At 65.5% G+C, this 24,988-nt stretch carries 27 protein-coding genes; 24 read left to right on the top strand and 3 right to left on the bottom strand.

What is annotated here, in order from left to right:
• The first annotated feature begins 16 nt into the window (after positions 1-16).
• The 21 genes from scpB to Q0C59_RS07180 all read left to right on the top strand — a co-directional run bounded on the left by scpB (position 17) and on the right by Q0C59_RS07180 (position 20,466).
• Positions 17-745, top strand: coding sequence for an SMC-Scp complex subunit ScpB (gene scpB, locus Q0C59_RS07280; protein ID WP_291213614.1), 729 nt, complete (start codon positions 17-19; stop codon positions 743-745).
• Entirely contained in the window at positions 711-2,051 is a 1,341-nt protein-coding gene (locus Q0C59_RS07275; protein ID WP_291213612.1) for a pseudouridine synthase, read from the top strand. The genes scpB and Q0C59_RS07275 overlap by 35 nt, the downstream gene beginning before the upstream one ends.
• A 115-nt stretch (positions 2,052-2,166) precedes the next feature.
• Positions 2,167-2,592, top strand: a complete 426-nt coding sequence (gene ndk, locus Q0C59_RS07270; protein WP_056277714.1) for a nucleoside-diphosphate kinase — start codon at positions 2,167-2,169, stop codon at positions 2,590-2,592.
• A 20-nt stretch (positions 2,593-2,612) separates the two neighbouring features.
• A complete protein-coding gene (gene rlmN, locus Q0C59_RS07265) occupies positions 2,613-3,758 on the top strand; it encodes a 23S rRNA (adenine(2503)-C(2))-methyltransferase RlmN (protein ID WP_291213610.1) in 1,146 nt (381 codons plus the stop codon).
• Positions 3,755-4,588, top strand: coding sequence for a type IV pilus biogenesis/stability protein PilW (gene pilW / locus Q0C59_RS07260; protein WP_291213608.1), 834 nt, complete (start codon positions 3,755-3,757; stop codon positions 4,586-4,588). Before rlmN ends, pilW begins: the two co-directional genes overlap by 4 nt.
• Entirely contained in the window at positions 4,581-5,492 is a 912-nt protein-coding gene (locus Q0C59_RS07255; protein WP_291213607.1) for a helix-turn-helix domain-containing protein, read from the top strand. Before pilW ends, Q0C59_RS07255 begins: the two co-directional genes overlap by 8 nt.
• A 2-nt stretch (positions 5,493-5,494) precedes the next feature.
• A complete protein-coding gene (gene ispG, locus Q0C59_RS07250; protein WP_291213605.1) occupies positions 5,495-6,787 on the top strand; it encodes a flavodoxin-dependent (E)-4-hydroxy-3-methylbut-2-enyl-diphosphate synthase in 1,293 nt (430 codons plus the stop codon).
• A 47-nt stretch (positions 6,788-6,834) separates the two neighbouring features.
• Positions 6,835-8,148, top strand: a complete 1,314-nt coding sequence (hisS, locus tag Q0C59_RS07245; RefSeq protein WP_291213603.1) for a histidine--tRNA ligase — start codon at positions 6,835-6,837, stop codon at positions 8,146-8,148.
• A gap of 103 nt (positions 8,149-8,251) precedes the next feature.
• Complete coding sequence (locus Q0C59_RS07240; protein WP_291213602.1) at positions 8,252-8,926, top strand: tetratricopeptide repeat protein; 675 nt, start codon at positions 8,252-8,254, stop codon at positions 8,924-8,926.
• 17 nt (positions 8,927-8,943) lie between these two features.
• Positions 8,944-10,083 (top strand): outer membrane protein assembly factor BamB, encoded by a 1,140-nt coding sequence (gene bamB, locus Q0C59_RS07235; protein ID WP_291213600.1) that lies wholly within the window; start codon positions 8,944-8,946, stop codon positions 10,081-10,083.
• 40 nt (positions 10,084-10,123) lie between these two features.
• Entirely contained in the window at positions 10,124-11,458 is a 1,335-nt protein-coding gene (gene der, locus Q0C59_RS07230) for a ribosome biogenesis GTPase Der (protein ID WP_291213598.1), read from the top strand.
• 64 nt (positions 11,459-11,522) lie between these two features.
• Positions 11,523-11,792 carry an RNA chaperone Hfq gene (gene hfq, locus Q0C59_RS07225; RefSeq protein ID WP_291213632.1) on the top strand — a complete coding sequence of 90 codons (270 nt, stop codon included), beginning with the start codon at positions 11,523-11,525 and terminating at the stop codon, positions 11,790-11,792.
• 79 nt (positions 11,793-11,871) lie between these two features.
• Positions 11,872-13,056 (top strand): GTPase HflX, encoded by a 1,185-nt coding sequence (gene hflX, locus Q0C59_RS07220; RefSeq protein ID WP_291213596.1) that lies wholly within the window; start codon positions 11,872-11,874, stop codon positions 13,054-13,056.
• A gap of 134 nt (positions 13,057-13,190) precedes the next feature.
• The gene (hflK, locus tag Q0C59_RS07215) at positions 13,191-14,495 is read left to right on the top strand and encodes an FtsH protease activity modulator HflK (RefSeq protein ID WP_291213594.1); all 1,305 of its coding nucleotides are present in this window, start codon (positions 13,191-13,193) and stop codon (positions 14,493-14,495) included.
• Between the two features lie 31 nt (positions 14,496-14,526).
• A complete protein-coding gene (hflC, locus tag Q0C59_RS07210; RefSeq protein ID WP_291213592.1) occupies positions 14,527-15,420 on the top strand; it encodes a protease modulator HflC in 894 nt (297 codons plus the stop codon).
• Positions 15,421-15,479: 59 nt separating this feature from the next.
• Positions 15,480-15,662 (top strand): DUF2065 domain-containing protein, encoded by a 183-nt coding sequence (locus Q0C59_RS07205; protein ID WP_291213590.1) that lies wholly within the window; start codon positions 15,480-15,482, stop codon positions 15,660-15,662.
• Between the two features lie 118 nt (positions 15,663-15,780).
• The gene (locus Q0C59_RS07200; protein ID WP_291213588.1) at positions 15,781-16,974 is read left to right on the top strand and encodes an ATP phosphoribosyltransferase regulatory subunit; all 1,194 of its coding nucleotides are present in this window, start codon (positions 15,781-15,783) and stop codon (positions 16,972-16,974) included.
• Positions 16,971-18,359, top strand: a complete 1,389-nt coding sequence (locus Q0C59_RS07195; protein ID WP_291213586.1) for an adenylosuccinate synthase — start codon at positions 16,971-16,973, stop codon at positions 18,357-18,359. The genes Q0C59_RS07200 and Q0C59_RS07195 overlap by 4 nt, the downstream gene beginning before the upstream one ends.
• An 82-nt stretch (positions 18,360-18,441) precedes the next feature.
• Entirely contained in the window at positions 18,442-18,966 is a 525-nt protein-coding gene (locus tag Q0C59_RS07190; RefSeq protein WP_291213584.1) for a phosphoribosyltransferase, read from the top strand.
• 91 nt (positions 18,967-19,057) lie between these two features.
• A complete protein-coding gene (locus Q0C59_RS07185) occupies positions 19,058-20,248 on the top strand; it encodes a PLP-dependent transferase (RefSeq protein WP_291213582.1) in 1,191 nt (396 codons plus the stop codon).
• Between the two features lie 32 nt (positions 20,249-20,280).
• Positions 20,281-20,466: a hypothetical protein gene (locus Q0C59_RS07180; protein ID WP_291213580.1), complete on the top strand. Its 186-nt coding sequence runs from the start codon at positions 20,281-20,283 to the stop codon at positions 20,464-20,466.
• A 35-nt stretch (positions 20,467-20,501) separates the two neighbouring features.
• Here Q0C59_RS07180 and mnmH read toward each other — a convergent pair whose 3' ends face one another.
• Together mnmH and Q0C59_RS07170 are read right to left on the bottom strand one after the other, a co-directional pair.
• Positions 20,502-21,569, bottom strand: a complete 1,068-nt coding sequence (gene mnmH, locus Q0C59_RS07175) for a tRNA 2-selenouridine(34) synthase MnmH (RefSeq protein ID WP_291213578.1) — start codon at positions 21,567-21,569, stop codon at positions 20,502-20,504.
• A 6-nt stretch (positions 21,570-21,575) separates the two neighbouring features.
• Positions 21,576-22,268 carry an arylesterase gene (locus Q0C59_RS07170; RefSeq protein ID WP_370654484.1) on the bottom strand — a complete coding sequence of 231 codons (693 nt, stop codon included), beginning with the start codon at positions 22,266-22,268 and terminating at the stop codon, positions 21,576-21,578.
• Between Q0C59_RS07170 and Q0C59_RS07165 the strand changes: the two genes are divergently transcribed.
• From Q0C59_RS07165 to Q0C59_RS07155, 3 genes are read left to right on the top strand one after another with little or no spacing between them, the layout of a single operon-like run.
• A complete protein-coding gene (locus tag Q0C59_RS07165) occupies positions 22,267-22,965 on the top strand; it encodes an ABC transporter ATP-binding protein (protein WP_291213576.1) in 699 nt (232 codons plus the stop codon). The two genes, Q0C59_RS07170 and Q0C59_RS07165, sit on opposite strands and share 2 nt — an antisense overlap.
• 32 nt (positions 22,966-22,997) lie before the next feature.
• Positions 22,998-23,741, top strand: coding sequence for a 23S rRNA (guanosine(2251)-2'-O)-methyltransferase RlmB (gene rlmB / locus Q0C59_RS07160; RefSeq protein WP_291213574.1), 744 nt, complete (start codon positions 22,998-23,000; stop codon positions 23,739-23,741).
• A gap of 5 nt (positions 23,742-23,746) precedes the next feature.
• Positions 23,747-24,466, top strand: a complete 720-nt coding sequence (locus Q0C59_RS07155; protein WP_291213572.1) for an NAD-dependent deacylase — start codon at positions 23,747-23,749, stop codon at positions 24,464-24,466.
• Positions 24,467-24,484: 18 nt separating this feature from the next.
• Here Q0C59_RS07155 and Q0C59_RS07150 read toward each other — a convergent pair.
• Positions 24,485-24,988, bottom strand: a 504-nt coding sequence (locus Q0C59_RS07150; protein ID WP_291213570.1) for a chromate transporter, incomplete at its 5' end; no start/stop codon positions are given.

Genomic DNA, 24,988 nt, shown 5'->3' with positions numbered 1-24,988 from the left:
TTGACTGACAGACACCATGAACACAACGGATGCCAAGCGTGTCCTCGAGACGGCATTGATCTGCGCGCCCCAGCCGCTGTCCGTGCGCGAGCTCGGCACGCTGTTCGACATGGAAGTGTCGGCCGACACGCTCAAGACCTTGCTGGCCGACCTGCAGCTCGAATGGACCGGGCGCGGCGTGGAGCTGGTGCAGGTGGCCACAGGCTGGCGCTTCCAGAGCCGACCCGAGCTGCGGCCCTACCTTGACCGCCTTCATCCCGAGAAGCCACCGCGCTACAGCCGCGCCGCCATGGAAACCCTGGCCATCATTGCCTACCGCCAGCCGGTGACGCGGGGCGACATGGAAGACATCCGTGGCGTCACGATCAATTCGTTGATCATCAAACAGCTCGAAGACCGGGGCTGGATCGAAGTCATCGGCCACCGTGAAACGGTGGGTCGCCCTGCCTTGTTCGCGACCACGCGCCAATTCCTTGACGACCTGGGGCTGGCTTCGCTGGACCAGTTGCCCCCGCTGGACGGCAGCGAGGTTCAGGAGTCCGCGCTGGACCGGCTGGATTTTGAATCCCTGGCCAACAGCCTGCCGTCCGATACCGCCGAAGTCGACGCGCCCGAATCAGACCTGCTTGTGGTGGCCGCCCCCTTGGCCGCCGACCCGATTACCCCGCCCTCCGACCCGCAGTTGTTGGAACCGTCCACCCAGGAAGACCATGACCCCGGATCAAACCCCACCCAACCCACCTGAACTCGACCCCACCGCTGAGGCGCCCGCAGTTCAGCCGACGGCAGCGAAACCCCACCCGGCGCCCGCACTTGAGGAGCTGCGTTTCGACGACGTGGTCAGCGGTGCTTTCGATGCCGAGCAGGAGCAGGAGTTGCCACCGCTGCCCGCCAAACGCGTGCTCTCACCGCAGGCCGAGTCGCCCAAGCTGCACAAGGTGCTGGCGCAAGCCGGCATGGGTTCGCGACTGGAGATGGAGCAGCTGATCCTCGAAGGCCGCATCTCGGTCAACGGCGAACCGGCCCATGTGGGGCAGCGCATCCAGATCGGCGATGTGATCAAGGTCAACGGCAAACCGGTGCGCGTGCGCATGACGCCGCTTCCGCCGCGCGTTCTCGCGTACCACAAGCCCGCAGGCGAAGTGGTGTCGCACGACGACCCGCAAAACCGTCCCACGGTGTTTCGTCGCTTGCCCAAGCTGATGCAGGGCAAGTGGCAGTCGGTCGGCCGGCTCGACTTGAACACCGAAGGCTTGCTGCTGCTCACCAGCTCGGGTGAACTGGCCAACCGCCTGATGCACCCGCGCTTTGGCCTGCAGCGCGAATACGCCGTGCGCGTGCTCGGCGCACTGTCGAACGATGAAAAGGCGCGCCTGCTCGACGGCGTGCGGCTGGACGACGGCATGGCGCAGTTCGCTTCCATCGAAGACGGCGGCGGCGAGGGCGCCAACTGCTGGTACCGCGTGACGATCGGTGAAGGCCGCAACCGTGAGGTGCGCCGCATGTTCGAGGCTGTGGGTCACGCGGTCAGCCGCCTGATCCGCATCCGCTACGGCGCCATGATGCTGCCGCGCGGCCTCAAGCGCGGCGCCTGGATCGAGCTCGACGAGCGCGACATCGCCCGCCTGACGGCTGCGGCCGGCATGCCCAGTGCGGACGAGGAGGGCGCCCGCCCAGCACGTCCCGGGGGACGCCATCCGGCGCAGCGCGGAAAACAAGGTCCCCGATCGGGGCGCACTCAAGGCAAGCCGCCGGGAAGCCGCAGCGAGAGCCCCGGCTTTGGCGACCGGCGCAGCAGCGGCTATGGCATGGGTGGTGCACCGACCGGCCCGGGTGGCAAAGGCCGGGGCGCCAAGCCCGGCACCAGCACGGGTGGTCGCGGGCCGGGCGGCGGGGCTTCGCAGCCCGACCCCATGAAGACTTCGTTCGGTTACATCGGGCAGGACGCCCTGCAGCGCCGGCGCGAACAGGAAGCCGGCCGCGGCAGCGCACCCGGTGGCGCGCGCCGCCGTGGTGGGGGCGGTGGCGGCGGTCGCACCGGCGGCCGTTGAACCTGCTCGTGTCGCGTCCCGGCGTCACGGCAGCGTGACACGACCAATGTAGAATCATGGGCTTTGCGGGGTGCCCCAAACCCCACAGATTCACCCACAAAACCTCAGGATTTCCATGGCCATCGAACGCACCCTCTCCATCATCAAGCCCGACGCCGTTGCCAAGAACGTGATCGGCCAGATCTACGCCCGCTTTGAAGCAGCTGGCCTGAAGGTTGTGGCTGCCCGCATGGCCCACCTGTCGCGCGGCGAAGCTGAAGCGTTCTACGCTGTGCACAAGGCCCGTCCTTTCTTCAAGGACCTGGTCGACTTCATGATCTCCGGCCCCGTGATGATCCAGGCCCTCGAAGGCGAAGGCGCCATTGCCAAGAACCGCGACCTGATGGGCGCCACCGACCCGAAGAAAGCAGACGCCGGCACGATCCGCGCCGACTTCGCCGACAGCATCGACGCCAACGCCGTGCACGGCTCCGACGCGCCCGAGACCGCTGCCGCTGAAATCGCGTTTTTCTTCGCCGGCCTCAACGTTTACTCGCGCTGAGCCAGCGCGCTGACCATGCCATGACGGCCAACCTGCTCGACTTCGATCTTGAGGGTTTGGCCGCCTGGTGCGAGCAGCTGGGCGAAAAGCGCTTTCGCGCCGTCCAGCTGTTTCGCTGGATCCATCAAAAAGGGGCGTCGGACTTCACCGAGATGACCGACCTCGCGCGCAGCCTGCGCGAGAAACTCCCGGGCGCCTGCACCATCACCGGCCTGCCTGTGCTCACGCGCCAGGACTCGGCGGACGGCACCATCAAGTGGCTGTTCGACGTGGGTGGCGGCAACGCGGTGGAAACCGTGTTCATTCCCGAAGAAGACCGAGGCACCTTGTGCATCTCGTCACAGGCGGGTTGTGCGGTGGGCTGCCGTTTTTGCTCCACCGGCCACCAGGGCTTTTCGCGCAACCTCACGACCGGCGAGATTCTGGCCCAGCTGTGGCAGGCCGAGTTTTTCCTGCGCAAGCACCTCAAACGCACCGAGCGTGTGATCACCAACGTGGTGATGATGGGCATGGGCGAGCCCTTGCAGAACTACAACGCGCTGGTGCCAGCGCTGCGTGTGATGCTCGACGACCACGGCTATGGCCTTTCGCGCCGCCGCGTCACCGTGTCCACCTCGGGTGTGGTGCCCATGATGGACCGCCTGGCGCAAGACTGTCCGGTGGCACTGGCCGTGTCGCTGCACGCGCCCAACGATGCGCTGCGCAGCGATCTCGTACCGCTCAACCTCAAGTACCCGATCGCCGAGCTGCTCGACGCCTGCCTGCGCTACCTGCCTGCCGCGCCGCGCGATTTCATCACTTTCGAGTACTGCATGCTCGACGGGGTGAACGACCAGCCACACCACGCGCAGGAGTTGCTGGCCCTGGTGAGGGGCCACGCCGGGCGCGGTGTGCCGTGCAAGATCAACCTCATTCCTTTCAATCCCTTTCCCGGCTCAGGCCTGCTGTGTTCGCCGCGGCCGGTGGTGCAGCAATTCGCCCGCATCCTCAGCGAGGGTGGTCTGGTGACAACGGTGCGCAAGACGCGGGGTGATGACATCGACGCGGCCTGTGGTCAACTGGCCGGCGACGTGCTCGACCGCACCAACGCCGCCAGCCGCCTGGCCAAGCGCCGCAGCGCCACCGAGCATCCCATCCGCATCGTCCACAAGGAAAAGCAGGCATGACTCCAGCCACTCGACTCCCGGCCCGGTTTTCAGGCACCACGGTGGGCTTGCTGGCATTGCTGATGTGCTTGTTGTTGCTCTCGGCCGGATGTGCACAACGCGGTGCTGCTTCCAGCGTGCCCTCGGCAGAGCCGATCACCGACTCGGACGAGCCCGAGGCGCGCAAGCGCGCCCGCATCCGCATCGAACTGGCCGCCGGCTACTTTGGCGAAGGCCAGAACACGGTGGCGCTGGACGAAATCAAGCTGGCGCTTCAGGCCGACCCGACCTATGCGCCGGCCTATGTGTTGCGCGGCCTGGTCTACATGGGCATGAGCAACGATGCGCTGGCCGAAGAGAGCTTCCAGCGCGCCATGCAGCTCAACCCGCGCGACCCCGATGCCCTGCACAACTACGGGTGGTACGCGTGCCAGCGCGGTCGCTACGCACAGTCCACCGAGCTGTTCCAGCGTGCCTTGGTCAGCCCCGTTTACGGCGGTCAGGCCAGAACCTTGTTGGCCATGGGAATCTGCCAGATCCGGGCGGGCCAGTTCGTGGAGGCTGAGGCCAGTCTGGCGCGCTCGTATGAGCTCGACGCTGCCAACCCGATCGTGGCGTACAACCTCGCCTCGCTGCAGTTCCGCCGGGGTGACGATGCCAAGGCCCAGTTCACGATCCGGCGGCTCAACAACACCGACCTGGCCAACGCAGAAACGCTCTGGCTGGGCATCAAGGTTGAGCGGCGGCTTCGCAACCGCGAAGCCATGGCGCAACTGGCACAGCAACTGGGTCGCCGTTACCCGGATTCACCCCAGTGGGCCCGTTTTCAGCGCGGAGAGTTTGATGAGTGATGTGGTGGGTGAAGGCAATGGCATGTCGGGTGAGCCCGTTTCGCGCCCGATCCGGTTGAAGGAGGCCCGCGAAGCCGCGGGGCTGCACATCGCGGCCCTTGCCGCCTCCTTGAAGGTCCCGGTCAAGAAGCTGGAAGCGCTGGAGGCCGGGCGCTACAGCGAACTGCCCGACCTGACCTTTGCCCGCGCGCTGGCGTCCAGTGCCTGCCGCCAGCTCAAGGTGGACCCCGCTCCCATCCTGCAACAGATCCCGCTGGGCGCATCGCCCAAGCTGGGTGACCATGGCCAGGCGCTCAACGCACCGTTCAACCCGGGCCGCGACGAAGAACCGTTCAACCCGCTGAGCTGGCTCTCCCGGCCCGCCTTGCTGGCGGCCATTGCGCTGCTGTTGGGTGCACTGGTCATCGTGTTTCTGCCCAAGGCCGAGAGCCCGCCTGTGGTGGCGAGTGTGGCGGAGCCGGTCATGGCCGAGCCCGTGGTGGTGGCCGAACCCGTTGCCGCTCAAGAACCCGCTGGCGCTGCCGCGCAGGGAGGTGTGGTGCCCGGGAGTGCCGACATGGCATCGCCCGCGGAGGTGCCAACAGCCGCTGATGTCGCGGCGGCACCCGCAGATGCCGCACCCGCCGTGGCCGTTGCCACGCCGGCCACCCCAGTCGGCGCCAGCGCGGGCAGCCTGCTGAGCATCGTCGCCACGGGTGAGTCCTGGGTCGAGGTGGTCAACGGCAGCGGCAACGTGGTGGCCAAACGCTTGATGCAGGCCGGCGACGTGATGGATTTTTCTGCGGCCCCGCCCTACACCGTGGTGCTGGGCAAGGCCGATGCCGCGCGGGTGAACGTTCGCGGCAAGCCTTTCGACACGGCGCCGTTTGCGCGCAGCAACGTGGCACGATTCGAGGTGAAATGACCATGGACATTGCATTGCAGCCTGATGCCCCGGCTTCCTCAGCAGGCCAGCCGATTCCCTTGACTGCTGCACGGGTGCGCCACACCCGCCAGGGCGTGGTGGTGTGGGGCAGCAACCGTGTGACGGTGGGCGGTGACGCGCCGGTGCGTGTGCAGTCCATGACCAACACCGACACCGCCGATGCCGTGGGCACAGCGATCCAGGTGAAAGAGCTCGCCCTGGCCGGCTCCGAGCTGGTGCGCATCACCGTCAACAACGACGAGGCCGCCAAGGCCGTGCCCTACATCCGCGAGCAGCTTGACCGCATGGGCGTTGACGTGCCCCTGGTCGGCGACTTCCACTACAACGGCCACCGCCTGCTCACCGACCACCCGGCCTGTGCCGAGGCGCTGTCCAAGTACCGCATCAACCCCGGCAATGTGGGTCGCGGCGACAAGGGTGACCGCCAGTTTGCGCAGATGGTGGAGATCGCGGCGCGGCACGACAAGGCGATCCGCATCGGCGTGAACTGGGGCAGTCTCGACCAGGATCTGCTCGCCCGCCTGATGGACGAGAATGCCCGCCGAGCCCAACCCTGGGAAGCGCGTCAGGTGATGTACGAGGCGCTGATCACGTCCGCACTCGACTCGGCCCAACGCGCCGAAGCCATCGGCCTCAACGGCAACAACATCTTTCTGTCCTGCAAAGTCAGCGCCGTGCAGGACTTGATCGCGGTCTACCAGGCGCTGGCGCAGCGCTGCAACTACGCGCTGCACCTGGGCCTGACCGAGGCCGGCATGGGCACCAAGGGTGCGGTGGCTTCGGCCGCGGCGCTGTCGGTGCTGCTGCAGCAGGGGATTGGCGACACCATCCGTGTTTCGCTCACGCCGCAACCGGGTGAGGCCCGCACGCAAGAGGTGGTGATCGCGCTGGAGATTCTGCAGGCTCTGGGCATGCGCGCGTTCGTGCCCTCGGTCACCGCCTGCCCCGGCTGTGGCCGCACCACCAGCACAACCTTCCAGGAACTGGCCAAGCAGATCGACGACTACCTGCGCAGTTCCATGCCGGTCTGGCGCGTGCGCTACCCCGGCGTGGAAAACCTCAAGGTGGCGGTGATGGGCTGCATCGTCAATGGCCCGGGCGAGAGCAAACACGCCGACATCGGCATCAGCCTGCCCGGCACCGGCGAGGCGCCAGCAGCCCCCGTCTTCATCGACGGACAAAAAGCACTGACCTTGCGCGGCGACGACATCGTGCGCGAGTTCCAGGTCATCGTGGACAACTACATCGAGAAAAAGTTTGGCGTCACCGCTTGACGTCGGGTCCACACCCGGCATCCGCTGACCGCACAGGCTTGCAGCACATGGCAGAAAAACTCACCGCCGTCAAAGGCATGAACGACATCGCCCCTCCCGCGTCCGCGCACTGGGAGTGGCTCGAAGACACGCTGCGCACGTTGATGCGCCGCTATGGCTACCGCAACCTGCGCACGCCCATCGTGGAGCCCACCGCGCTCTTCGTGCGCGGCCTGGGCGAGGTGACCGACATCGTCGAGAAGGAGATGTACTCCTTTGAAGACCGGCTCAATGGCGAGCAGCTCACGCTGCGCCCTGAAAACACGGCTGGCGTGGTTCGCGCAGCCCTCGAACATTCGCTCTTGTACGACGGTGGCAAGCGCCTGTACTACATGGGTCCGATGTTCCGGCACGAACGCCCACAACGCGGTCGCTACCGCCAGTTCCACCAGTTCGGCGCCGAAGCCCTGGGCTTCGCAGGTCCCGATGTCGACGCCGAGCTCATCGTGCTGGCCTGCGATCTCTGGGCCGAGTTGGGTCTCACCGGCATCGAACTCGAAATCAACAGCCTGGGCCAGCCACCCGAGCGGCTGGCGCACCGCCAGGCCCTCATCGCCTACCTCGAAGCGCACACCGACCAGCTCGACGAAGAAGCCAAACGCCGGCTGCACAGCAATCCGCTGCGCATCCTCGACACCAAGAACCCAGCCATGCAGGCGCTGGTGAACGCCGCGCCGCGCCTCATGGACCACCTGGGCGCCGAATCGCTCGAGCACTTCAACCGCCTGCGCGGCTTGCTCGATGCACACGGTCTCAAATACCGCATCAACCCGCGTCTGGTGCGCGGCATGGACTACTACAACCTGTCGGTGTTCGAGTTCGTCACCACACAGCTGGGCTCCCAAGGCACCGTGTGCGCTGGCGGTCGCTACGACGGCCTGTTCGAACAGATCGGTGGCAAGGCCGCGCCGGCCGTAGGCTGGGCGTTGGGCATGGAGCGCATTCTTGAACTGTTGAAAGAGCAGGGCAAACTGCCGGAGCAACCGGTGCCTGACGCGTATGCCGTGGTGCCCGACGCGACCCACGTGTCGCAGGTCATGCCCGCGTTGCGCGCGCTGCGCCAGCACGGTGTGAACGTGCAGATGCACGCGGGTGGCCCTGATGGCATGGGCAGCATGAAGTCGCAGTTCAAGAAGGCCGACGCCAGTGGCGCGCGCTTTGCCCTGATCTTTGGCGAACAGGAGTTGCAGCAGGGCAGCGTGGCGGTCAAGGCCCTGCGCGGCCCCCGCCCCGACGCCGAGGCGCCGCCCCAGGAGAACGCGCAGCGCCTGCTGGCGATCGCCCAGGTGGCCGACTGGGCCACCAGTTTGCGCAGCAACTGAACCCACCCGGCTTTCCCGTCTGGCAGAGGCGGGGAAGCCGCAGCCACCCGCCTACAATCGAGCGTTGCGCTCACGGCGCCCGAACCCGAACTGAATTTGCAGCATGGCCAAACACCTCGACCTTGAAGAGCAGGAACAGCTCGATCAGATCAAACACTTCTGGAGCCAGTACGGCAACCTCATCAGCTGGGTGTTGATCGTGGTTTTCGGTTCGTTTGCCGCCTGGAACGGCTGGAACTACTGGCAGCGCAACCAGGCCGCCAAGGCCGCTGCCCTGTACGACGAAGTCGACCGCGCCGCACTCGCCAACGACGCAGACCGCATGCAGCGCGCATTGGCCGACATGCAGGCCGGATTTGCCAGCACCACCTTCGCCAGCCAGGCTGCCTTGCAGGCCGGCAAGACCTTGTTCGATGCGGGCAAGCTCCCCGAAGCGCGCGCAGCGCTGGCCTGGGCCGCCGAAAAATCATCTGATGACTCTTACAAGGCCGTGGCCCGCTTGCGGCTGGCGGCGCTGGACATCGAGGCGCAAGCCTATGACCAGGCGCTCAAGACTCTTGAGGCCCCGGTGCCCAAATCGTTCGAACCGCTCGTGGCCGATCGCCGCGGCGATGTGCTGATGGCGCAGGGCAAGACCGACGAAGCCAAAGCCCAGTACCAGATCGCCTGGAAGGGTTTGAACAACCGCACCGAGTACCGCCGTCTGGTCGAAGTGAAGCTGGCTTCGCTGGGTGTGGACGTTTCCACCCTGGCCCCCACAACCGAGGTCGCCCGTTGAACCCAGTTCTCAAATCCATGAAGCCTTCTTCCAAAGCCTGGATGGTTCGCACCGCCTGCCTGGGTGTGCTGGCGCTGGCCGGTCTGTCGGCCTGTTCCTCGGGCCCCAAGAAGCCCCAGCCCACCGAGCTGCCGCCGGTGGCTGCCCTCATGGGCACCCGCGCAGCCTGGACCGCGCAAGTCGGTGCCACCACCGAATCCATTGTTCCGCTGGTGGCGGGTGGGCGCGTGTTTGCTGCCAGCACCGCTGGCACCGTGGTCGCGCTCAATGGCGCCACCGGCCAGGACGTGTGGCGTCTGAACTTGGGCACGCCGATCGCAGCGGGTGTGGGTTCTGACGGGCAGACCGCTGCGGTGGTCACCCAGAGCAATCAGCTCGTGGCGCTGGCCGATGGTCGCGAACTCTGGCGCGTGCGCCTGCCGGCCCGCGCCTTCACGGCGCCGCTGGTGGCCGGCGCCCGCGTGTTTGTGCTCACGGCCGACCGTACCGTCACCGCTTTCGACGCGCGCAACGGCGCGCGTTTGTGGGCCCAGTCGCGCACCGCCGAACCGCTGGTGCTCAGCCAGAGCGGCGCCTTGCTGGCGGTGGGCGACACCTTGGTGGCCGGCCTGTCGGGCCGCGTGGTGGGCCTCAATCCGGCCAACGGTTCGGTGCGCTGGGAAGCCCCGATCGCCACGCCGCGCGGCACCAACGAAGTTGAGCGCCTGGTCGACATCGTCGGCCCCGTGAGCCGGATCGGTGACAGTGTTTGCGCGCGGGCCTATTCGGCCGCTGTCGGCTGCGTCGATGCAGCGCGTGGCACGGTGGTCTGGTCGCGGGCCAACCAAGGCACCAGTGGCGTGCATGGTGACGATCGCCTGGTGTTTGGCGCCGACGGCGAAGGCCGACTCCAGGCTTGGCAGCGCGCGTCCGGCGAACCAGCGTGGAGCATCGACCGCCTGAAGTACCGCGGCCTCAGCGCACCGGTGGCCCTGGGTCGTGTGGTCGCCGTGGGCGACAGCGCGGGCCTTGTGCACCTCGTGTCGCGCGAAGACGGCAGCGAAATGACCCGCCTGAGCACCGACGGATCGCCCATCCTGGTGGCGCCGGTGCTCTCGGGCGACGCACTCGTGGTCCAGACCCGCAACGGCGGCCTGTACGCCTGGCGTCCTCAGTGATTTCCGAGCCGAACCGACACCTGAACGAAAGCAGCCTTCCTTGAAACCCGTCATCGCCCTGGTGGGCCGCCCCAATGTGGGCAAGTCCACCCTGTTCAACCGCCTGACGAGTTCTCGCGACGCCATCGTGGCCGACTTTGCCGGCCTCACCCGTGATCGACACTACGGCAATGGCCGCCTCGGTGCACGCGAATACATCGTCATCGACACCGGGGGTTTCGAGCCCGATGCCACCGAGGGCATCTACAAGGAGATGGCCAAGCAGACGCGCCAGGCCGTGGCCGAGTCCGATGTGGTGCTGTTCGTGGTGGATGCGCGCGCCGGCATCAGCGCGCAAGATCATGAGATCGCGGTCTACTTGCGGCGCTTGGGCAAGCCTTGCGTGCTGGTGGCCAACAAAGCCGAGGGCATGACCCAGGGCTTGCAGCTGGTCGAGTTCTACGAGCTGGGTTTGGGTGAAGTGTTGCCGGTCTCCGGTGCCCACGGCCAGGGCATTCGGTCGATGGTCGAGTTGGCGATGGAGCGCATTCCTGGCCTGCCGCCAGAGGACGAAGAGGAAGAACCCGCACCGGCTGGCGTGATCCGCCTGGCGGTGGCGGGACGCCCCAACGTGGGCAAGTCGACCCTGATCAACGCGTGGCTGGGTGAAGAGCGCTTGGTGGCCTTCGATCTGCCCGGCACCACGCGCGACACCATCTCGGTGCCGTTCGAGCGCAATGGGCAGAAGTTCGAGCTGATCGACACGGCCGGCATCCGCCGCAAGGGCCGGGTCTTCGAGGCGATCGAGAAGTTCTCCGTCGTCAAGACCCTGCAAGCCATCGAAAACGCGAACGTGGTGCTGTTGCTGCTTGACGCCACGCAAGGCGTGACCGACCAGGACGCGCACATTGCCGGCTACATCCTGGAAAGCGGCCGCGCCGTGGTGGTGGCCATCAACAAATGGGATGCGGTGGATGCCTATCAGCGCGAGCAGATCGAGCGGCAGATCGAAACCCGTTTGGCGTTCCTGAAATTCGCGTCTTTGCACCTGATCTCGGCGCAGAAACGCCAGGGGCTGGCGCCGGTCTGGAAGTCGATCATCCAGGCCCAGGCTTCGGCCACGCGCAAGATGTCGACTCCGGTGCTGACCCGGTTGCTGGCCGAGGCGGTCGCGTTTCAGGCCCCCACCCGCGGCGGCATGTTCCGTCCCAAGATGCGATATGCCCACCAGGGCGGCATGAATCCTCCCGTGATCGTGATTCACGGCAACTCGCTGGAACACGTGCCCGATTCCTACAAGCGGTTCCTCGAAGGGCGCTTTCGCAAGGCTTTTGATCTGGTCGGCACGCCACTTCGGATCGAGCTCAAGACCTCGACCAATCCCTTCAAGGAATAGGAATTACCCGGCAGGCGAGAGCAGTACAAGCCCTGTGGTATCGTGACTTCCTATCAACTTTTTTCTGAACACGGAGCATATCGTGAGCAATAACAAAGGCCAACTCTTGCAAGACCCCTTTCTGAACCAGCTTCGCCGGGAGCATGTTCCCGTGTCGATCTACCTGGTCAATGGCATCAAGTTGCAGGGGCAGATCGAGTCGTTTGACCAGTACGTGGTCCTGTTGCGGAACACCGTCACCCAGATGGTCTACAAGCATGCCATCTCCACCATCGTTCCAGGCCGTCCTGTGCAGTTCTCCGCCGCTCCTGCGGACGAGACCGCTGCTCCTTGAACGTGTTTATTTTCGAAGCCGGCGCGGTGCCGATGGGCCGTCCGGTCTGCAGCGCCCACTGCGCGGCAGCTGACTCGATTTGAAATCCCCCGAGAACCCTTCCACACCCACACCATCGGTCATCCTGGTGGGGGTGGACTTCGGTACGCCCCATTTCGACGCGCCCCTGGAGGAGTTGGGTTTGTTGGCCCAGACAGCAGGCTACAGCGTGGCCGATCGGGTCACCTGCAAACGGCGTGCACCCGACCCGGCGTTGTTTGTCGGCTCCGGCAAGGCCGACGAAATCAAGTTGCTGGCGCAATCGACGGGCGCTTCTGAAGTGTTGTTCGATCAATCGCTCAGCCCGGCGCAGCAACGCAACCTTGAGCGTCACCTGGGCATGCCGGTCAACGACCGCACGCTGTTGATCCTCGAAATATTTGCCCAGCGAGCGCGCAGCCATGAGGGCAAGCTGCAGGTTGAGCTCGCCCGACTGCAATACCTGTCCACCCGGCTCGTGCGGCGCTGGTCGCACCTGGAGCGCCAGAGCGGCGGCATCGGCATGCGAGGTGGCCCCGGCGAAACACAGATCGAGCTTGATCGCCGAATGATCGGTGAATCGATCAAGCGGACCAAGGAGCGTCTGGAGAAGGTCAAAAAGCAGCGTGCCACCCAGCGCCGCCAGCGCGAGCGCCGCGACACCTTTTCCATCTCGCTGGTGGGCTATACCAACGCGGGCAAGTCGTCCTTGTTCAACGGCCTGGTCAAGGCGCGCGCCTACGCGGCCGATCAACTGTTCGCCACGCTGGACACCACGACCCGACAGCTCTACCTGGGTGAAGCGGGTCGTTCGGTGTCTTTGTCGGACACGGTGGGCTTCATTCGCGACCTGCCGCACGGCCTGGTTGATGCTTTTGCCGCCACCTTGCAGGAGGCCGCCGACGCCGATCTGCTGCTGCACATCGTGGACGCTTCGAACCCTTCCCACCCCGAGCAGATGGCCTCGGTGATGGGGGTGCTCAAGGACATCGGGGCCGATCAGGTGCCGCAGATCCTGGTGTTCAACAAGCTCGACGCGATCGACGAAGACCGCATTCCGCTCGTTCTCTCCGATCAGATGGAACTGGATGGGCAAACGGTGCCTCGAATTTACGTGAGTGCCCAAACGGGCGAGGGTTTGCCCGCCCTCAGGGCTTTGTTGGCGGCGCACGTGGTGGCTCCCGCGGGCGGGCAAGGCCCTGAGAGCCCGGGGGCGTTCCCCAAAAATGAAAGTTTGCCCTCCTGATTGGGCACAATGTGATGGTTTTGAAATTGACAAAGAGTTGGCAACACATGGATGTGAATCTGCAAAATCCCGCCCGCCCTGCCGAGCATGGCTCACGCGCTGCCCCCAGACGGGCCTGGCGCAAGGTGCTGGGCATGTTCAATCTCAACGATCCGCGCTGGGGCCGGGGCGATGACGGTCCCCGCAATGAAGGCTCCAAGGAGGGTCAGGAGCCTGAGCGAAACGAAGACAACCGGCCGCCGCAGCGTCCGCGGGGTCAGGGCCCGAACCAGGGACCGCCGGACCTGGACGAACTGTGGCGCGACTTCAATCGCAAGCTCGGTGGTCTGCTGGGCAAAAAAGGCGGCGGTCAGGGTGGAGGCAACGGTTCGGGTGGCGGCGGCTTGCCCAGCTTCAACCCCAGCCCCAAGACCACCGGTATTGGCGCCGGTCTCATCGTGGGTGTGGCCGCACTGATCTGGCTCGGCACGGGCTTCTTCATCGTGCAGGAGGGCCAGCAGGCCGTCATCACGCAGTTCGGCAAGTACAACAGCACCGTGGGTGCGGGTTTCAACTGGCGCCTGCCCTATCCGATCCAGCGCCATGAGACCGTGTTCGTGACGCAGATCCGCTCGGTCGACGTGGGCCGCGACAACATCGTGCCGGCCACCGGCCTGCGCGAGTCGGCCATGCTCACCGAAGATGAGAACATTGTCGAAATCAAGTTCGCCGTGCAGTACCGCCTGAACGATGCGCGTGCTTTCCTGTTCGAGAGCCGTGATCCCGATGCGTCGGTGGTCAAGGTCGCCGAGACCGCAGTGCGCGAAGTGGTGGGCAAGATGAAGATGGACGCCGCACTGGCCGAAGAGCGCGACCAGATTGCGCCGCGCGTGCGCACCCTCATGCAGACCATTCTGGACCGCTACAGCGTGGGTATCGAGGTGGTCGGCATCAACCTGCAACAAGGTGGTGTGCGTCCCCCCGAGCAGGTGCAGGCCTCCTTTGACGATGTGCTGAAGGCGGGCCAGGAGCGTGAGCGAGCCAAAAACGAAGCCGAGGCTTACGCCAACGACGTGGTGCCGCGGGCGCGTGGTGCTGCTTCGCGCCTGACCGAAGAGGCCGAAGGCTACCGTGCCCGCATCGTCGCGCAGGCCGATGGTGATTCGCAGCGTTTCCGTTCGGTGCTCACCGAATACCAGAAGGCGCCGCAGGTCACCCGCGAGCGGATGTATACCGATGCCATGCAGGAGATCTACAGCAACGTGACCAAGGTGCTGATTGACTCCAAGGCGGGCAACAACCTGCTGTACCTGCCGCTGGACAAGATCATGCAGATGACCGGGCAGCCCACGACCAATCCGGCGACTGCCGTGCCACCGCCCAGTGCGGGCACGACGTCCACCCCGGCCAGCCGCAGTCTCGACAACGCCGCGCGTTCGCGCGAGCGCGAGAGCCGTTGAACGCCGCCCACGAGACCAAAGAGCAACGCACATGAACAAATTGGGTTTCATCCTCACCAGCCTCGTCGTGGCGCTGGCCATCGCCAGCTCCATGCTGTTCGTGGTTGACCAGCGCCAGTTCGGCGTGGTTTTCCAGTTGGGCCAGATCAAGCAGGTCGTGACCGAGCCAGGCCTGAACTTCAAGCTGCCCCCGCCGTTCCAGAACGTGTCCTACATTGACAAGCGCCTGCTCACGCTGGAAAGCACCGACACCGAGCCCACGCTCACTGCCGAGAAGCAGCGTGTGGTGATCGACTGGTACGTGCGGTGGCGAATCAGCGAACCGCAGGAGTACATCCGCAACGTCGGCATCACCGAGCGTGCAGGCGCCCTGCAACTCAACCGCGTGGTGCGCAACTCTTTCCAGCAGGAAGTGAACAAGCGCACGGTGAACGAGTTGCTGTCGACCCGCCGTGAACAACTGATGGCCGATGTGAAGCGCGAAGTGCTCGCCGCCGTGCGCAGCGCCGACAAGCCTTGGGGTATGGACGTGGTCGATGTGCGCATCACCCGCGTCGACTACGCCGAGAGCATCACCGCATCCGTCTACCAGCGGATGGAAGCCGAACGCAAGCGCGTGGCCAACGAATTGCGCTCCACCGGCTTTGCCGAAGGCGAAAAGATCCGGGCCGATGCCGACCGCCAGCGCGAGGTGATCGTGTCCGAGGCGTACCGCGACGCGCAGTTGATCAAGGGTGAGGGCGATGCCAAGGCCGCTGCGTCGTTCTCCGACGCCTTCGGTCGCGATCCCGCCTTTGCCCAGTTCTACCGCAGCCTGGAGGCCTACAAGTCGAGCTTCGCCAGCAAGTCCGACGTGTTGGTGGTCGATCCGTCTTCCGACTTTTTCAAGTCCTTGCGAAGCAGCAATCTGGCGCCGAACCGCTGAGACGCATGATGCTCAACGCTTGCACCTTTTGCCAGCGCTGAGCGCTCGGCGTCCGCGGCGTGGACCCGATCTGGACCGCACTGGCGCTCGTGCTGGTGTTCGAAGGCATCCTCCCTTTGGTGGCGCCGCGATTGTGGCGTCGGGTCTTCTCTGAGATGCTGGGGCTGCGCGACGGTCAGCTCCGTTTTTTTGGTCTGGTGTGCGTGGCCATCGGTGTGTTGATGGTCTGGCTGCTCGGCTGAATTTCCCGAGGTGGACAGGCGCCTGACGGGCCGGCTCCCACCGCCTTGCGCGACAAGCCTGCGGACACCCTGCCGCACCCCGGTAAAATCGCGGTTTTAACAGCTCCTGAAAATGCCCATGTCTGCCTGGGTCCTCCCGGATCACATAGCCGATGTCTTGCCTTCCGAGGCCCGCCACATCGAAGAATTGCGCAGGAGCTTGCTCGATACAGCCCGTGGCCATGGCTACGAGTTGGTCATGCCGCCCCTGCTGGAGCACCTTGAGTCGCTGCTCACCGGCACCGGTGAAGCACTCGACCTGCAAACCTTCAAACTCGTTGACCAGCTCTCTGGCCGCACGCTGGGCTTGCGCGCCGACAGCACGCCGCAGGTGGCGCGCATCGACGCGCACCTGCTCAACCGCCAGGGTGTGGCGCGCCTGAGCTACTGTGGCCCGGTGGTGCACACCCGCATCGACCGACCGTTGGCCAGCCGCGAACCCCTCCAGTTCGGCGCCGAGATTTACGGTCATGGCGGTCTGGAGGCCGATCTCGAAGTGATCGAGCTTGCCCAGGCTTGCCTGCGCGTCGCAGGTGTGAAGGGCCTGCAGCTCGACATGGCCGACGTGCGCGTGATCGATGCCGTGCTCGCGCCGGTGGCGCTGACCGCGCCGCAGGAGGCAAGGATCCACGCAGCACTCAATGCGAAGGACGTGGCCGAGCTCCAGGTGCTGGCGCGCGACCTGCCGGCCAACGTCCGCCGCGATCTGTGCGCACTCCCGCGCCTCTTCGGCGATGTGTCCGTGCTCGATGAAGCCCGGCAGACGCTGCAGGCCTCGCCGGCACTGCACGCCGCACTGGACAATCTGCGTTGGCTCGCCTCCCAGGTGCAAGACCTCGTGGTGTCGATCGACCTGGCCGATCTGCGCGGTTACGCCTACTACACCGGCATGCGCTTCGCCTTGTTTGCGCAGGCGGGGCAGGGCAGTGCGGGGCAGTCGCTCGAATTGGCCCGGGGCGGGCGCTACGACGAGGTGGGCGCCGTGTTTGGCCGCAACCGCCCGGCGGTGGGTTTCAGTCTGGACCTGAAAGAGCTGGTGGCCGCCGTGGCGCCGCGGCCCCTGGTGGCCGCGATCCGCGCGCCCTGGGGTATGGACGCCAGCCTGCGCAGCGCCGTGGCCAACCTGCGATCGCAGGGGCATACGGTGGTGTGCGTGTTGCCTGGTCATGAACACGAAGTCGACGAATTCCATTGCGACCGCGAACTGGTGCCCGATGCGGCTCAGGCGGGCGCTTGGACAGTGAAGAACATTCAAACGGAAATCAGCCAATGACGAACAGCAGCAGCGCCGTGACACCCGGTCGCAATGTGGTGGTGGTGGGGACCCAGTGGGGCGACGAAGGCAAAGGCAAGCTGGTCGACTGGCTGACCGAAACCGCCACCGGTGTGGTGCGTTTCCAGGGCGGCCACAACGCCGGCCACACACTGGTCATCAACGGCGTGAAGACCGCTTTGCACCTCATTCCCAGCGGCATCATGCGCGCGGGCGTCAAGTGCTACATCGGCAACGGCGTGGTGCTCTCGGTGGGCAAGCTTTTTGAAGAGATTGTCGGGCTTGAGAAGGCCGGTGTCGAAGTGCGTTCGCGCCTGCGCGTGAGCGAAGGCTGTCCGCTGATCCTGCCGTTCCATGCCGCCATCGACGTTGCGCGCGAAGCCGCCAAGGTCAAGGCCGGCACCGAGAAAATCGGCACCACCGGACGCGGCATCGGCCCAGCCTATGAAGACAAGATCGCGCGGCGTGCACTGCGCGTGCAGGACTTGCGCTACCCCGAGCGTTTTGCCGCCAAGCTGCGCGAGCTGCTCGACCTGCACAACCACCTGCTCACCAGCTACCTGCATTCGGCCGACATGGTGTGGGACGAGAAGATCGCGGCCTACATGAAAGACGGGGCGATCCAGTTCGAGCCGGTGTACGCCGAAGCCATGCAACAGGCCGAGCTGCTCAAACCCATGATTGCCGATGTGTCGCGCGAACTCAACGAAGCGCACAAGGCCGGCGCCAACCTGCTGTTTGAAGGCGCACAGGGCACGCTGCTCGACATCGACCACGGCACCTATCCGTTTGTCACGTCCAGCAACTGCGTGGCCGGCAACGCCGCTGCCGGTTCGGGCGTGGGCCCGGGATTGCTGCACTACGTGCTGGGCATCACCAAGGCCTATTGCACCCGCGTGGGTGGTGGCCCGTTCCCGACCGAGTTGGAGTGGGAGAAAGAAGGCACACCGGGTTGGCACATGGCCACCGTGGGCGCCGAGAAGGGTGTGACCACCGGGCGCAGCCGCCGCTGCGGCTGGTTCGACGCCGCACTGCTCAAGCGCTCGGCCCAGGTCAACGGCCTCACTGGTCTGTGCATCACCAAGCTGGACGTGCTCGACGGCCTGACAGAGCTCAAGCTCTGCACCGGCTACGAGCTCGACGGTGAAACCATCGACATCCTGCCGCTGGGTGCGGAAGACATCGCGCGCTGCACGCCGATCTACGAAACTCTGCCCGGTTGGAGCGATTCGTCGGTGGGTGTGACGCAGTACGACAAGCTGCCCGAGAACGCGCGCCGATATCTGCAGCGCATTCAGGAAACCACCGGCGTGCCGATCCACGTGGTGTCGACCAGCCCCGACCGCGACCACACCATCCTGCTCCACCACCCTTATCACGGTTAAGCACCGCTGAGCGGTGCATGAGCGGCCCACCCGGCCGCGCACCGTGCAAGAATCCCGACCGATACCCCCACCCGGAGTCCGCATGCTCACCGAAGACGGCAAACACCTCTACGTCTCCTACGACGAGTACCACAACCTGATCGAGAAGCTTGCGCTCAGGGTGCACCAGTCCGGCTGGGAGTTCGACACCATCCTGTGCCTCGCGCGTGGCGGCATGCGCCCCGGCGACATCCTCTCGCGCATCTTCGACAAGCCGCTGGCCATCATGTCGACCAGCTCGTACCGCGCTGCCGCCGGCACCCAGCAGGGCAACCTGGACATCGCGCGCTACATCACCACGCCCAAAGGCGAGATTGCCGGCAAGGTGCTGCTGGTGGACGACCTGGCCGACTCCGGTCACACGCTCAAGGCGGTGATCGACATGCTCAAGAACAACTACGCGCCCATCACCGAAATGCGCAGCGCGGTGATCTGGACCAAACAGCTCTCGGCCTTCACGCCTGACTATTCGGTGGAGTTCCTGCCGACCAATCCGTGGATCCACCAGCCGTTTGAGGGGTACGACAGCCTGCGCCCGGCACAGCTGCTTGAAAAATGGAAGCTCTAGAAATGGCGACCCCCACGCTCCGCCGCTTCGCGGGTCGCTGCCCCCCAAGGGGGCGTGTTTCGCCTTGGGGCGGCCCGTCGGCGAAACGCTCATGAAAGACCTGTCCACCCGCCTGATCCACCATCCCTACAAACCCCCCGAAGGTTTCGAGGCGGTGGCGCCGGGTGTGCACAAGGCGTCCACCGTCTTTTTCCCCAACGTTGAAGCGCTGCGCACCTACGACTGGAAAGACAAGAGCGGCTACACCTACGGCCTGCACGGAACGCCGACCACCTTCACGCTGGAAGAGCGCATCGCCACCATCGAAGGCGGTAAACACTGTGTGCTGGTGCCCAGCGGTCTGTCGGCCGTGACGCTGGTCGACATGGCCTTCCTGCGCAGCGGTGACGAAGTGCTCATCCCCGACAACGCTTACGGTCCCGGCAAGTCGTTCGCCGCAGTCGAGCTGGCGGCCTGGGGCATCACGCACCGGTTTTTCGACGCCATGGACCCTGACGACCTGGCGCGGCACATCTCGCCTGCCACGCGACTCGTCTGGCTGGAAGCGCCGGGCTCCATCACGCTGGAGTTCCCCGACATTCCTGCGCTGGTGGCCCGTGTGCAGCAGGCCAACCAGGATCGCGGCGGACAACGCCCCATCGTCACCGTGCTCGACAACACCTGGGGCGCAGGCATTGCCTTCAACGCGTTTGATCTGGGTGTGGACATTTCCATGCAGGCGCTCACCAAGTACCCCAGCGGTGGCGCCGATGTGTTGATGGGTTCGGTGGTCACGCGCGATGAGTCCCTGCACCGCCAGGTGCTGCTCACCCACATGCGCCTGGGCCTGGCCGTGGCCGCCAACGACGCCGAACTGGTGCTGCGCAACTTGCCAACCATGGCTCTGCGCTACGAAGCCCAGGACACCGCCACCCGCGAGCTGGCTCAGTGGATGCAGGCGCAGCCGGGCGTGGTGCAGGTGCTGCACCCGGCTTTGTCCGACTCGCCGGGACACGCCACCTGGAAGCGTGATGCGACCGCTGCGGCCTGTCTGTTCAGCGCCGTGTTCGACCCGTCCATTCCACAGTCGCGCATTGACACGTTCTGCGACAGCCTCAAGCTCTTCCGCCTGGGCTGGAGCTGGGCCGGGCCCATCAGCCTGTGCGCCCCCTACGACATGGCCTCCATTCGCACCCGGGCCTGGCCGCACGCCGGTGGTCTGGTACGCTTTGCGGTCGGTCTGGAATCCGTGCACGATCTGCGTGCCGACCTTGCACAGGCCCTGGGCGCCTTGCAAGCCTGACCCCTTCGTTTCAACAGACCTGAAAGACTGATTTGGCTACTCCCAACTACGGATACGAAAAACGCCAGCGCGAGCTTGCCAAGAAGAAAAAGAAAGAGGAAAAGCTCAAGGCCAAAGCCGAAGGCCGCCGCCACGACGACACGGATGCGCCGGAAGAACCGGGCACCGATGCACCGGATGGCTCAGCCGGCGGCGACGGCGCTGGCGCAGGCAACTGACCCCCGGGGTCTTGCCAGCGGCCTGGGCCCAGCGCTCAGGCCGTGGTTTCGCTGGCGATCAACGATCGCGCAGCCCCGTTCAACGAGTCGGCAGAACGGTCCCGCAGCTCACAGGGCAGGGCCTGCGGAAACTGTTTGAAATTGCGCCCGATCGACTGGGCGTACATCGGGTCGTAGTGGCGGGTCAGCAATTCCAGCACCACCTCTGGCGTCTGTCCAGCTTTCACCTTCTCGATCCATCCCGTCACCACTTCCTTGCCCCTCAGCTCCGTCAGCGCCTCCAGGCGTGAGCAGAACGACGCGGGGTCTGTCACGAAGAAGTCGTAGTCCTCCAGCAGCAGCGCCACACGTTCTTCGTCCGACAGGCGCAGGTCGATGCAGGGACTGGCCCGCATCGCGTCGATGAGTGCATCGGGCACGCGCACATTGCCCACCTTCTTGCTCTCGCTCTCCACATACACCACGCGTGCCGGGTCGAAGCCGCGCAGGGCTTCCCACACCATCGAGTCAAAACGCTTCTGGCTCGGCTGCGGCTGGCCGGGAATGTGGCCCAGCACCGAGCTGCGGTGGCTGGCCAGGGCCTCCAGATCGAGCACCTGCGCGCCCTGCACCGCCAGCGCCTGCAGCAGGCGCGTCTTGCCGCTGCCGGTGGGCCCGCAGACAATGCGGTAGTGCAGGCGCTCGGCCAGCGCCGGCAGCGACTCCACCAGCGCCGCGCGCCAGGCCTTGTAGCCGCCTTCGACCAGGGTGACGTGAAACCCGATGGCGCCCAGGATGGTGGCCAGCGCGCCACTGCGGTTGCCGCCGCGCCAGCAATACACCAGCGGTTTCCAGGTGCGAGGTTTGTCAATCACTTCGCGTTCGATGTGGGCCGCGATGTTGCGTGCCGACAGGGCCGCGCCGCGCTTCTTCGCCTCGAACGGGTTGACCTGCTTGTACATCGTGCCGATGGTGATGCGCTCTTCGTTGTTGAGCGTGGGCCAGTTCACCGCACCCGGCACGTGGTCGAGCGCGTGCTCGTCTTCGGTGCGGGCGTCGATGATCAGGTCGAATTCGGCCAGGCGGCTCAGCGCCTCGGTGGCATTCAGGGTGTGGACGGGCATGCCCGATTATCGACGTGCGATCAGCTTGCGCAGTTCGGGCCACACGTTGTCGCGCATGGTGGGCTGGGCCGCTTCGTTGGGGTGGATTCGGTCGTTCTGGAACAGAGCGGTCGGGTCCTTGGTGTCGGCCACGTCTTTCAGAAAGAACGGCACGAGCGCCGTTTTCTCGGCCTTGGCCACGGTGGTGAATACCTCGCGAAACTCTTCGGCGTACTTCGCGCCGTAGTTCGGCGGCATCTCCATGCCCAGCAGCAGCACCTGCGCACCGGCTTCGCGCGAGAGGCGCGCCATGGTGGCCAGGTTGTCCCGCGTCATGTTCAGCGGCAGGCCGCGCAGCGCGTCGTTGCCGCCGAGCTCGATCACCACCCACTTGGGTTTGTGTTGCGTCAGGAGGGCAGCGATGCGCGAACGCCCACCCGAGGTGGTGTCGCCGCTGATGCTGGCGTTGACCACGCGTGCCTTCACTTTCTCCTTGGCCATCGTTTCGCTCAAGAGGGCCACCCAGCCGGTGCCGCGCTTCAGACCGTACTCGGCGCTGAGCGAGTCGCCGACCACCAGGATCACCGGCAGGTTGTTGCTGGCGGCTTTCGCAGGCGCCTGCGCCATTGCGTTGCCCAAAGACCCTGTAGCGGCGAGTGCGCACAGGCTGGAGACCAGCGCGTTAAAGTGACGGCGTTTCAACTTGAGAAGTCCTTCCATGTCCGATGTGATGATTGCGGTCCAGCATGTGTTCAAGTCGGTCACCGACTCCACCGGGTCGCTGACCATTCTGCGCGATATCGATTTCACCCTGAACAAGGGGGAAACCGCCGCCATCGTGGGTGCGTCCGGGTCGGGCAAGAGCACGCTGCTGTCCATCGTGGCCGGGTTGGACACGCCCAGCAGCGGCACAGTTCACATCGACGGTGTCGATTTGTTCGTCATGGACGAAGACCAGCGCGCCGCGCTGCGTTCGCAGAAGGTCGGTTTTGTGTTCCAGAGCTTCCAGCTGCTGGGCAACCTCACTGCGCTGGAAAACGTGATGCTGCCGCTGGAGCTGGCCGGGCGGCGCGACGCGCGCGCCACCGCCACCCACATGCTGCAGCGCGTGGGCCTGGGTGAGCGGCTCTCCAGCTACCCCAAGGTGCTGTCGGGCGGCGAGCAGCAGCGCGTGGCGCTGGCGCGCGCCTTTGTGGTGCAGCCCGCCGTGCTGCTGGCCGACGAGCCCACTGGCAGTCTCGATTTCGCCACCGGCGGCAAGATCATGGAACTCATGTTCGACCTCAACCGCGAGCAGGGCACCACGCTCGTCCTGGTCACGCACGACCGCGCGATTGCCCAGCGCTGCGAACGCCGCATCACCATCGAAGCCGGGCAGGTGGTGCCCGAAGTGAAAGAGACCGCGGCCGTCGCCTGAGGCCTCCCGCGCCCGGAGGGGATAATCCGGGCATGTCTTCCCCCAAAGTGCTTTTCGGCTTTCACGCCGTGGGCGTGCGCCTGAAAACCGCGCCGCAATCCATCATCGAGATCTACTACGAGCCCACGCGTCGCGACGCGCGCATGCGCCAGTTTCTCGACAAGGCCCGCGAGGCCAACGCCCGCCTGATCGAGGCCGACGGCCTGCGCATCGCCAAGCTCGCCGGCAGCCATGGCCACCAGGGTGTGGCCGCGCGCGTGGAAGAGATCAAGCAGGTGCATTCGCTCGACGAGCTTCTGGAACAACTGGAGACCACCGGTGTGCCGCCCTTGCTGCTGGTGCTCGACGGCATCACCGACCCGCACAACCTCGGCGCCTGCCTGCGGGTGGCCGACGGCGCGGGTGCCCATGCCGTGATCGCGCCCAAGGACCACGCCGCCGGCATCAACGCCACCGTGGCCAAGGTGGCCAGCGGCGCAGCCGAGACCATGCCGTACTTCATGGTGACCAACCTGGCGCGCACCCTGGGCGAACTCAAGGAACGCAACATCTGGATCATCGGCACCAGCGACGATGCTCCCAAAACGCTGTATCAGGTGGACCTCAAGGGCCCGGTGGCCCTGGTGCTCGGCGCCGAGGGCGCGGGCATGCGCCAGCTCACGCGCAAGACCTGCGACGAACTGGTGAGCATTCCCATGCATGGCGCGGTGGAGAGCCTGAACGTGTCGGTGGCCAGCGGTGTGTGTCTGTACGAGGCGCTGCGCCAGCGCAGTTGAAGCCGATGCATGAGACGGTGCGCGGCTGGATTCACGAGGCGCGCTCCATCGCCGTGCTCACGGGTGCGGGCATGAGCGCGGAATCCGGTGTACCGACGTTTCGAGCTGCACAAACCGGTTTGTGGTCGCAATTCAACCCCCAAGACCTGGCCACCGAAGCCGCGTTTCGCGCTCACCCGCAACGTGTGTGGGACTGGTATGCGCATCGCCGGGAAATGATCGCCGCCGTACAACCCAATGCAGGCCACAAGGCGCTCGCCAGTTTCGCCGAGCGACATCCTGGCCGCTTGACCCTCATCACCCAGAACGTGGACGGCTTGCATCAGCGCGCCGGGCAGACCGATGCACTGGCGCTTCACGGCAACATTGCAGAAGATCGTTGGCTGGACGCGCTGCGCAGCTGTTGCGCGGAAAACATCGAAGCCGGCCACCCGCCGCGTTGTTCGGTGTGCGGCAACCTGCGCCGCCCTGCGGTGGTGTGGTTCGGTGAAAGTCTTCCCGCCGACGCGCTTGAGGCCGCGGAAAATGCGTCCCGGCAATGCGAATTGATGCTGGTGGTCGGCACCTCGGGCGAAGTCTATCCCGCAGCCGGTCTGGCCTTTACCGCACACCAGAGCGGTGGCCGTGTGGTGGTCATCAATCCGGAACACACACCGCTGGATGCGGTGGCTGAGCTCTGTCTCCATGAGCCAGCGGCAGTGTGCCTTCCAGCCTTGTTGGCCTAGCTCCGTTGCCGTGACGGCTCAAACGATGCCCAACGCCCCTAACACCGCCCCCGCCCCGATCATCCAAAGCAGGTGAATCTTCGTCCGCCACACCAGCAGCGTGGCCACACCCGTGAGCAGCCAAAGCGGCCAATCCCGCGCGGGGTGGTCGTGGGAGCCTGTGAGCAGCCAGCCGGTTGCGATCAGAAGGGCGATCACGATGGGGGCCATGCCGGTCTTGAAAGCGCGCACAGCGCGAAGCTGCCGGTTCTTGTGAGCCCAGCGGGTCGCGGTGTAAGTGAGCACGGAGGAGGGCAGCATGATCGCAACCATGGTGACCAGCACGCCGAGCAGCGCAAGCGACCACGCTGTCCAGCCGGCGCTGGGGCCGCCACCGGCGTTCAGGCCCACGTTCCAGCCGAGGAGGGCCACAAAGAGCACATTGGGGCCTGGCGCGGCTTGCGAGAGCGCGATGCTTGAAGTGAACTGCGCGTCGCTGAGCCAGCCGTTCTGGTAGACCAGATAGCGGTGCATGTCGGGCGC

The sequence above is a fragment of the Hydrogenophaga sp. genome (assembly GCF_022844385.1).
In the GTDB taxonomy this organism is placed as follows: Bacteria; Pseudomonadota; Gammaproteobacteria; order Burkholderiales; family Burkholderiaceae_C; genus Hydrogenophaga.
Note: the sequence above shows the minus strand (reverse complement) of the source record. Positions and strands in the feature narration are given on the sequence as shown.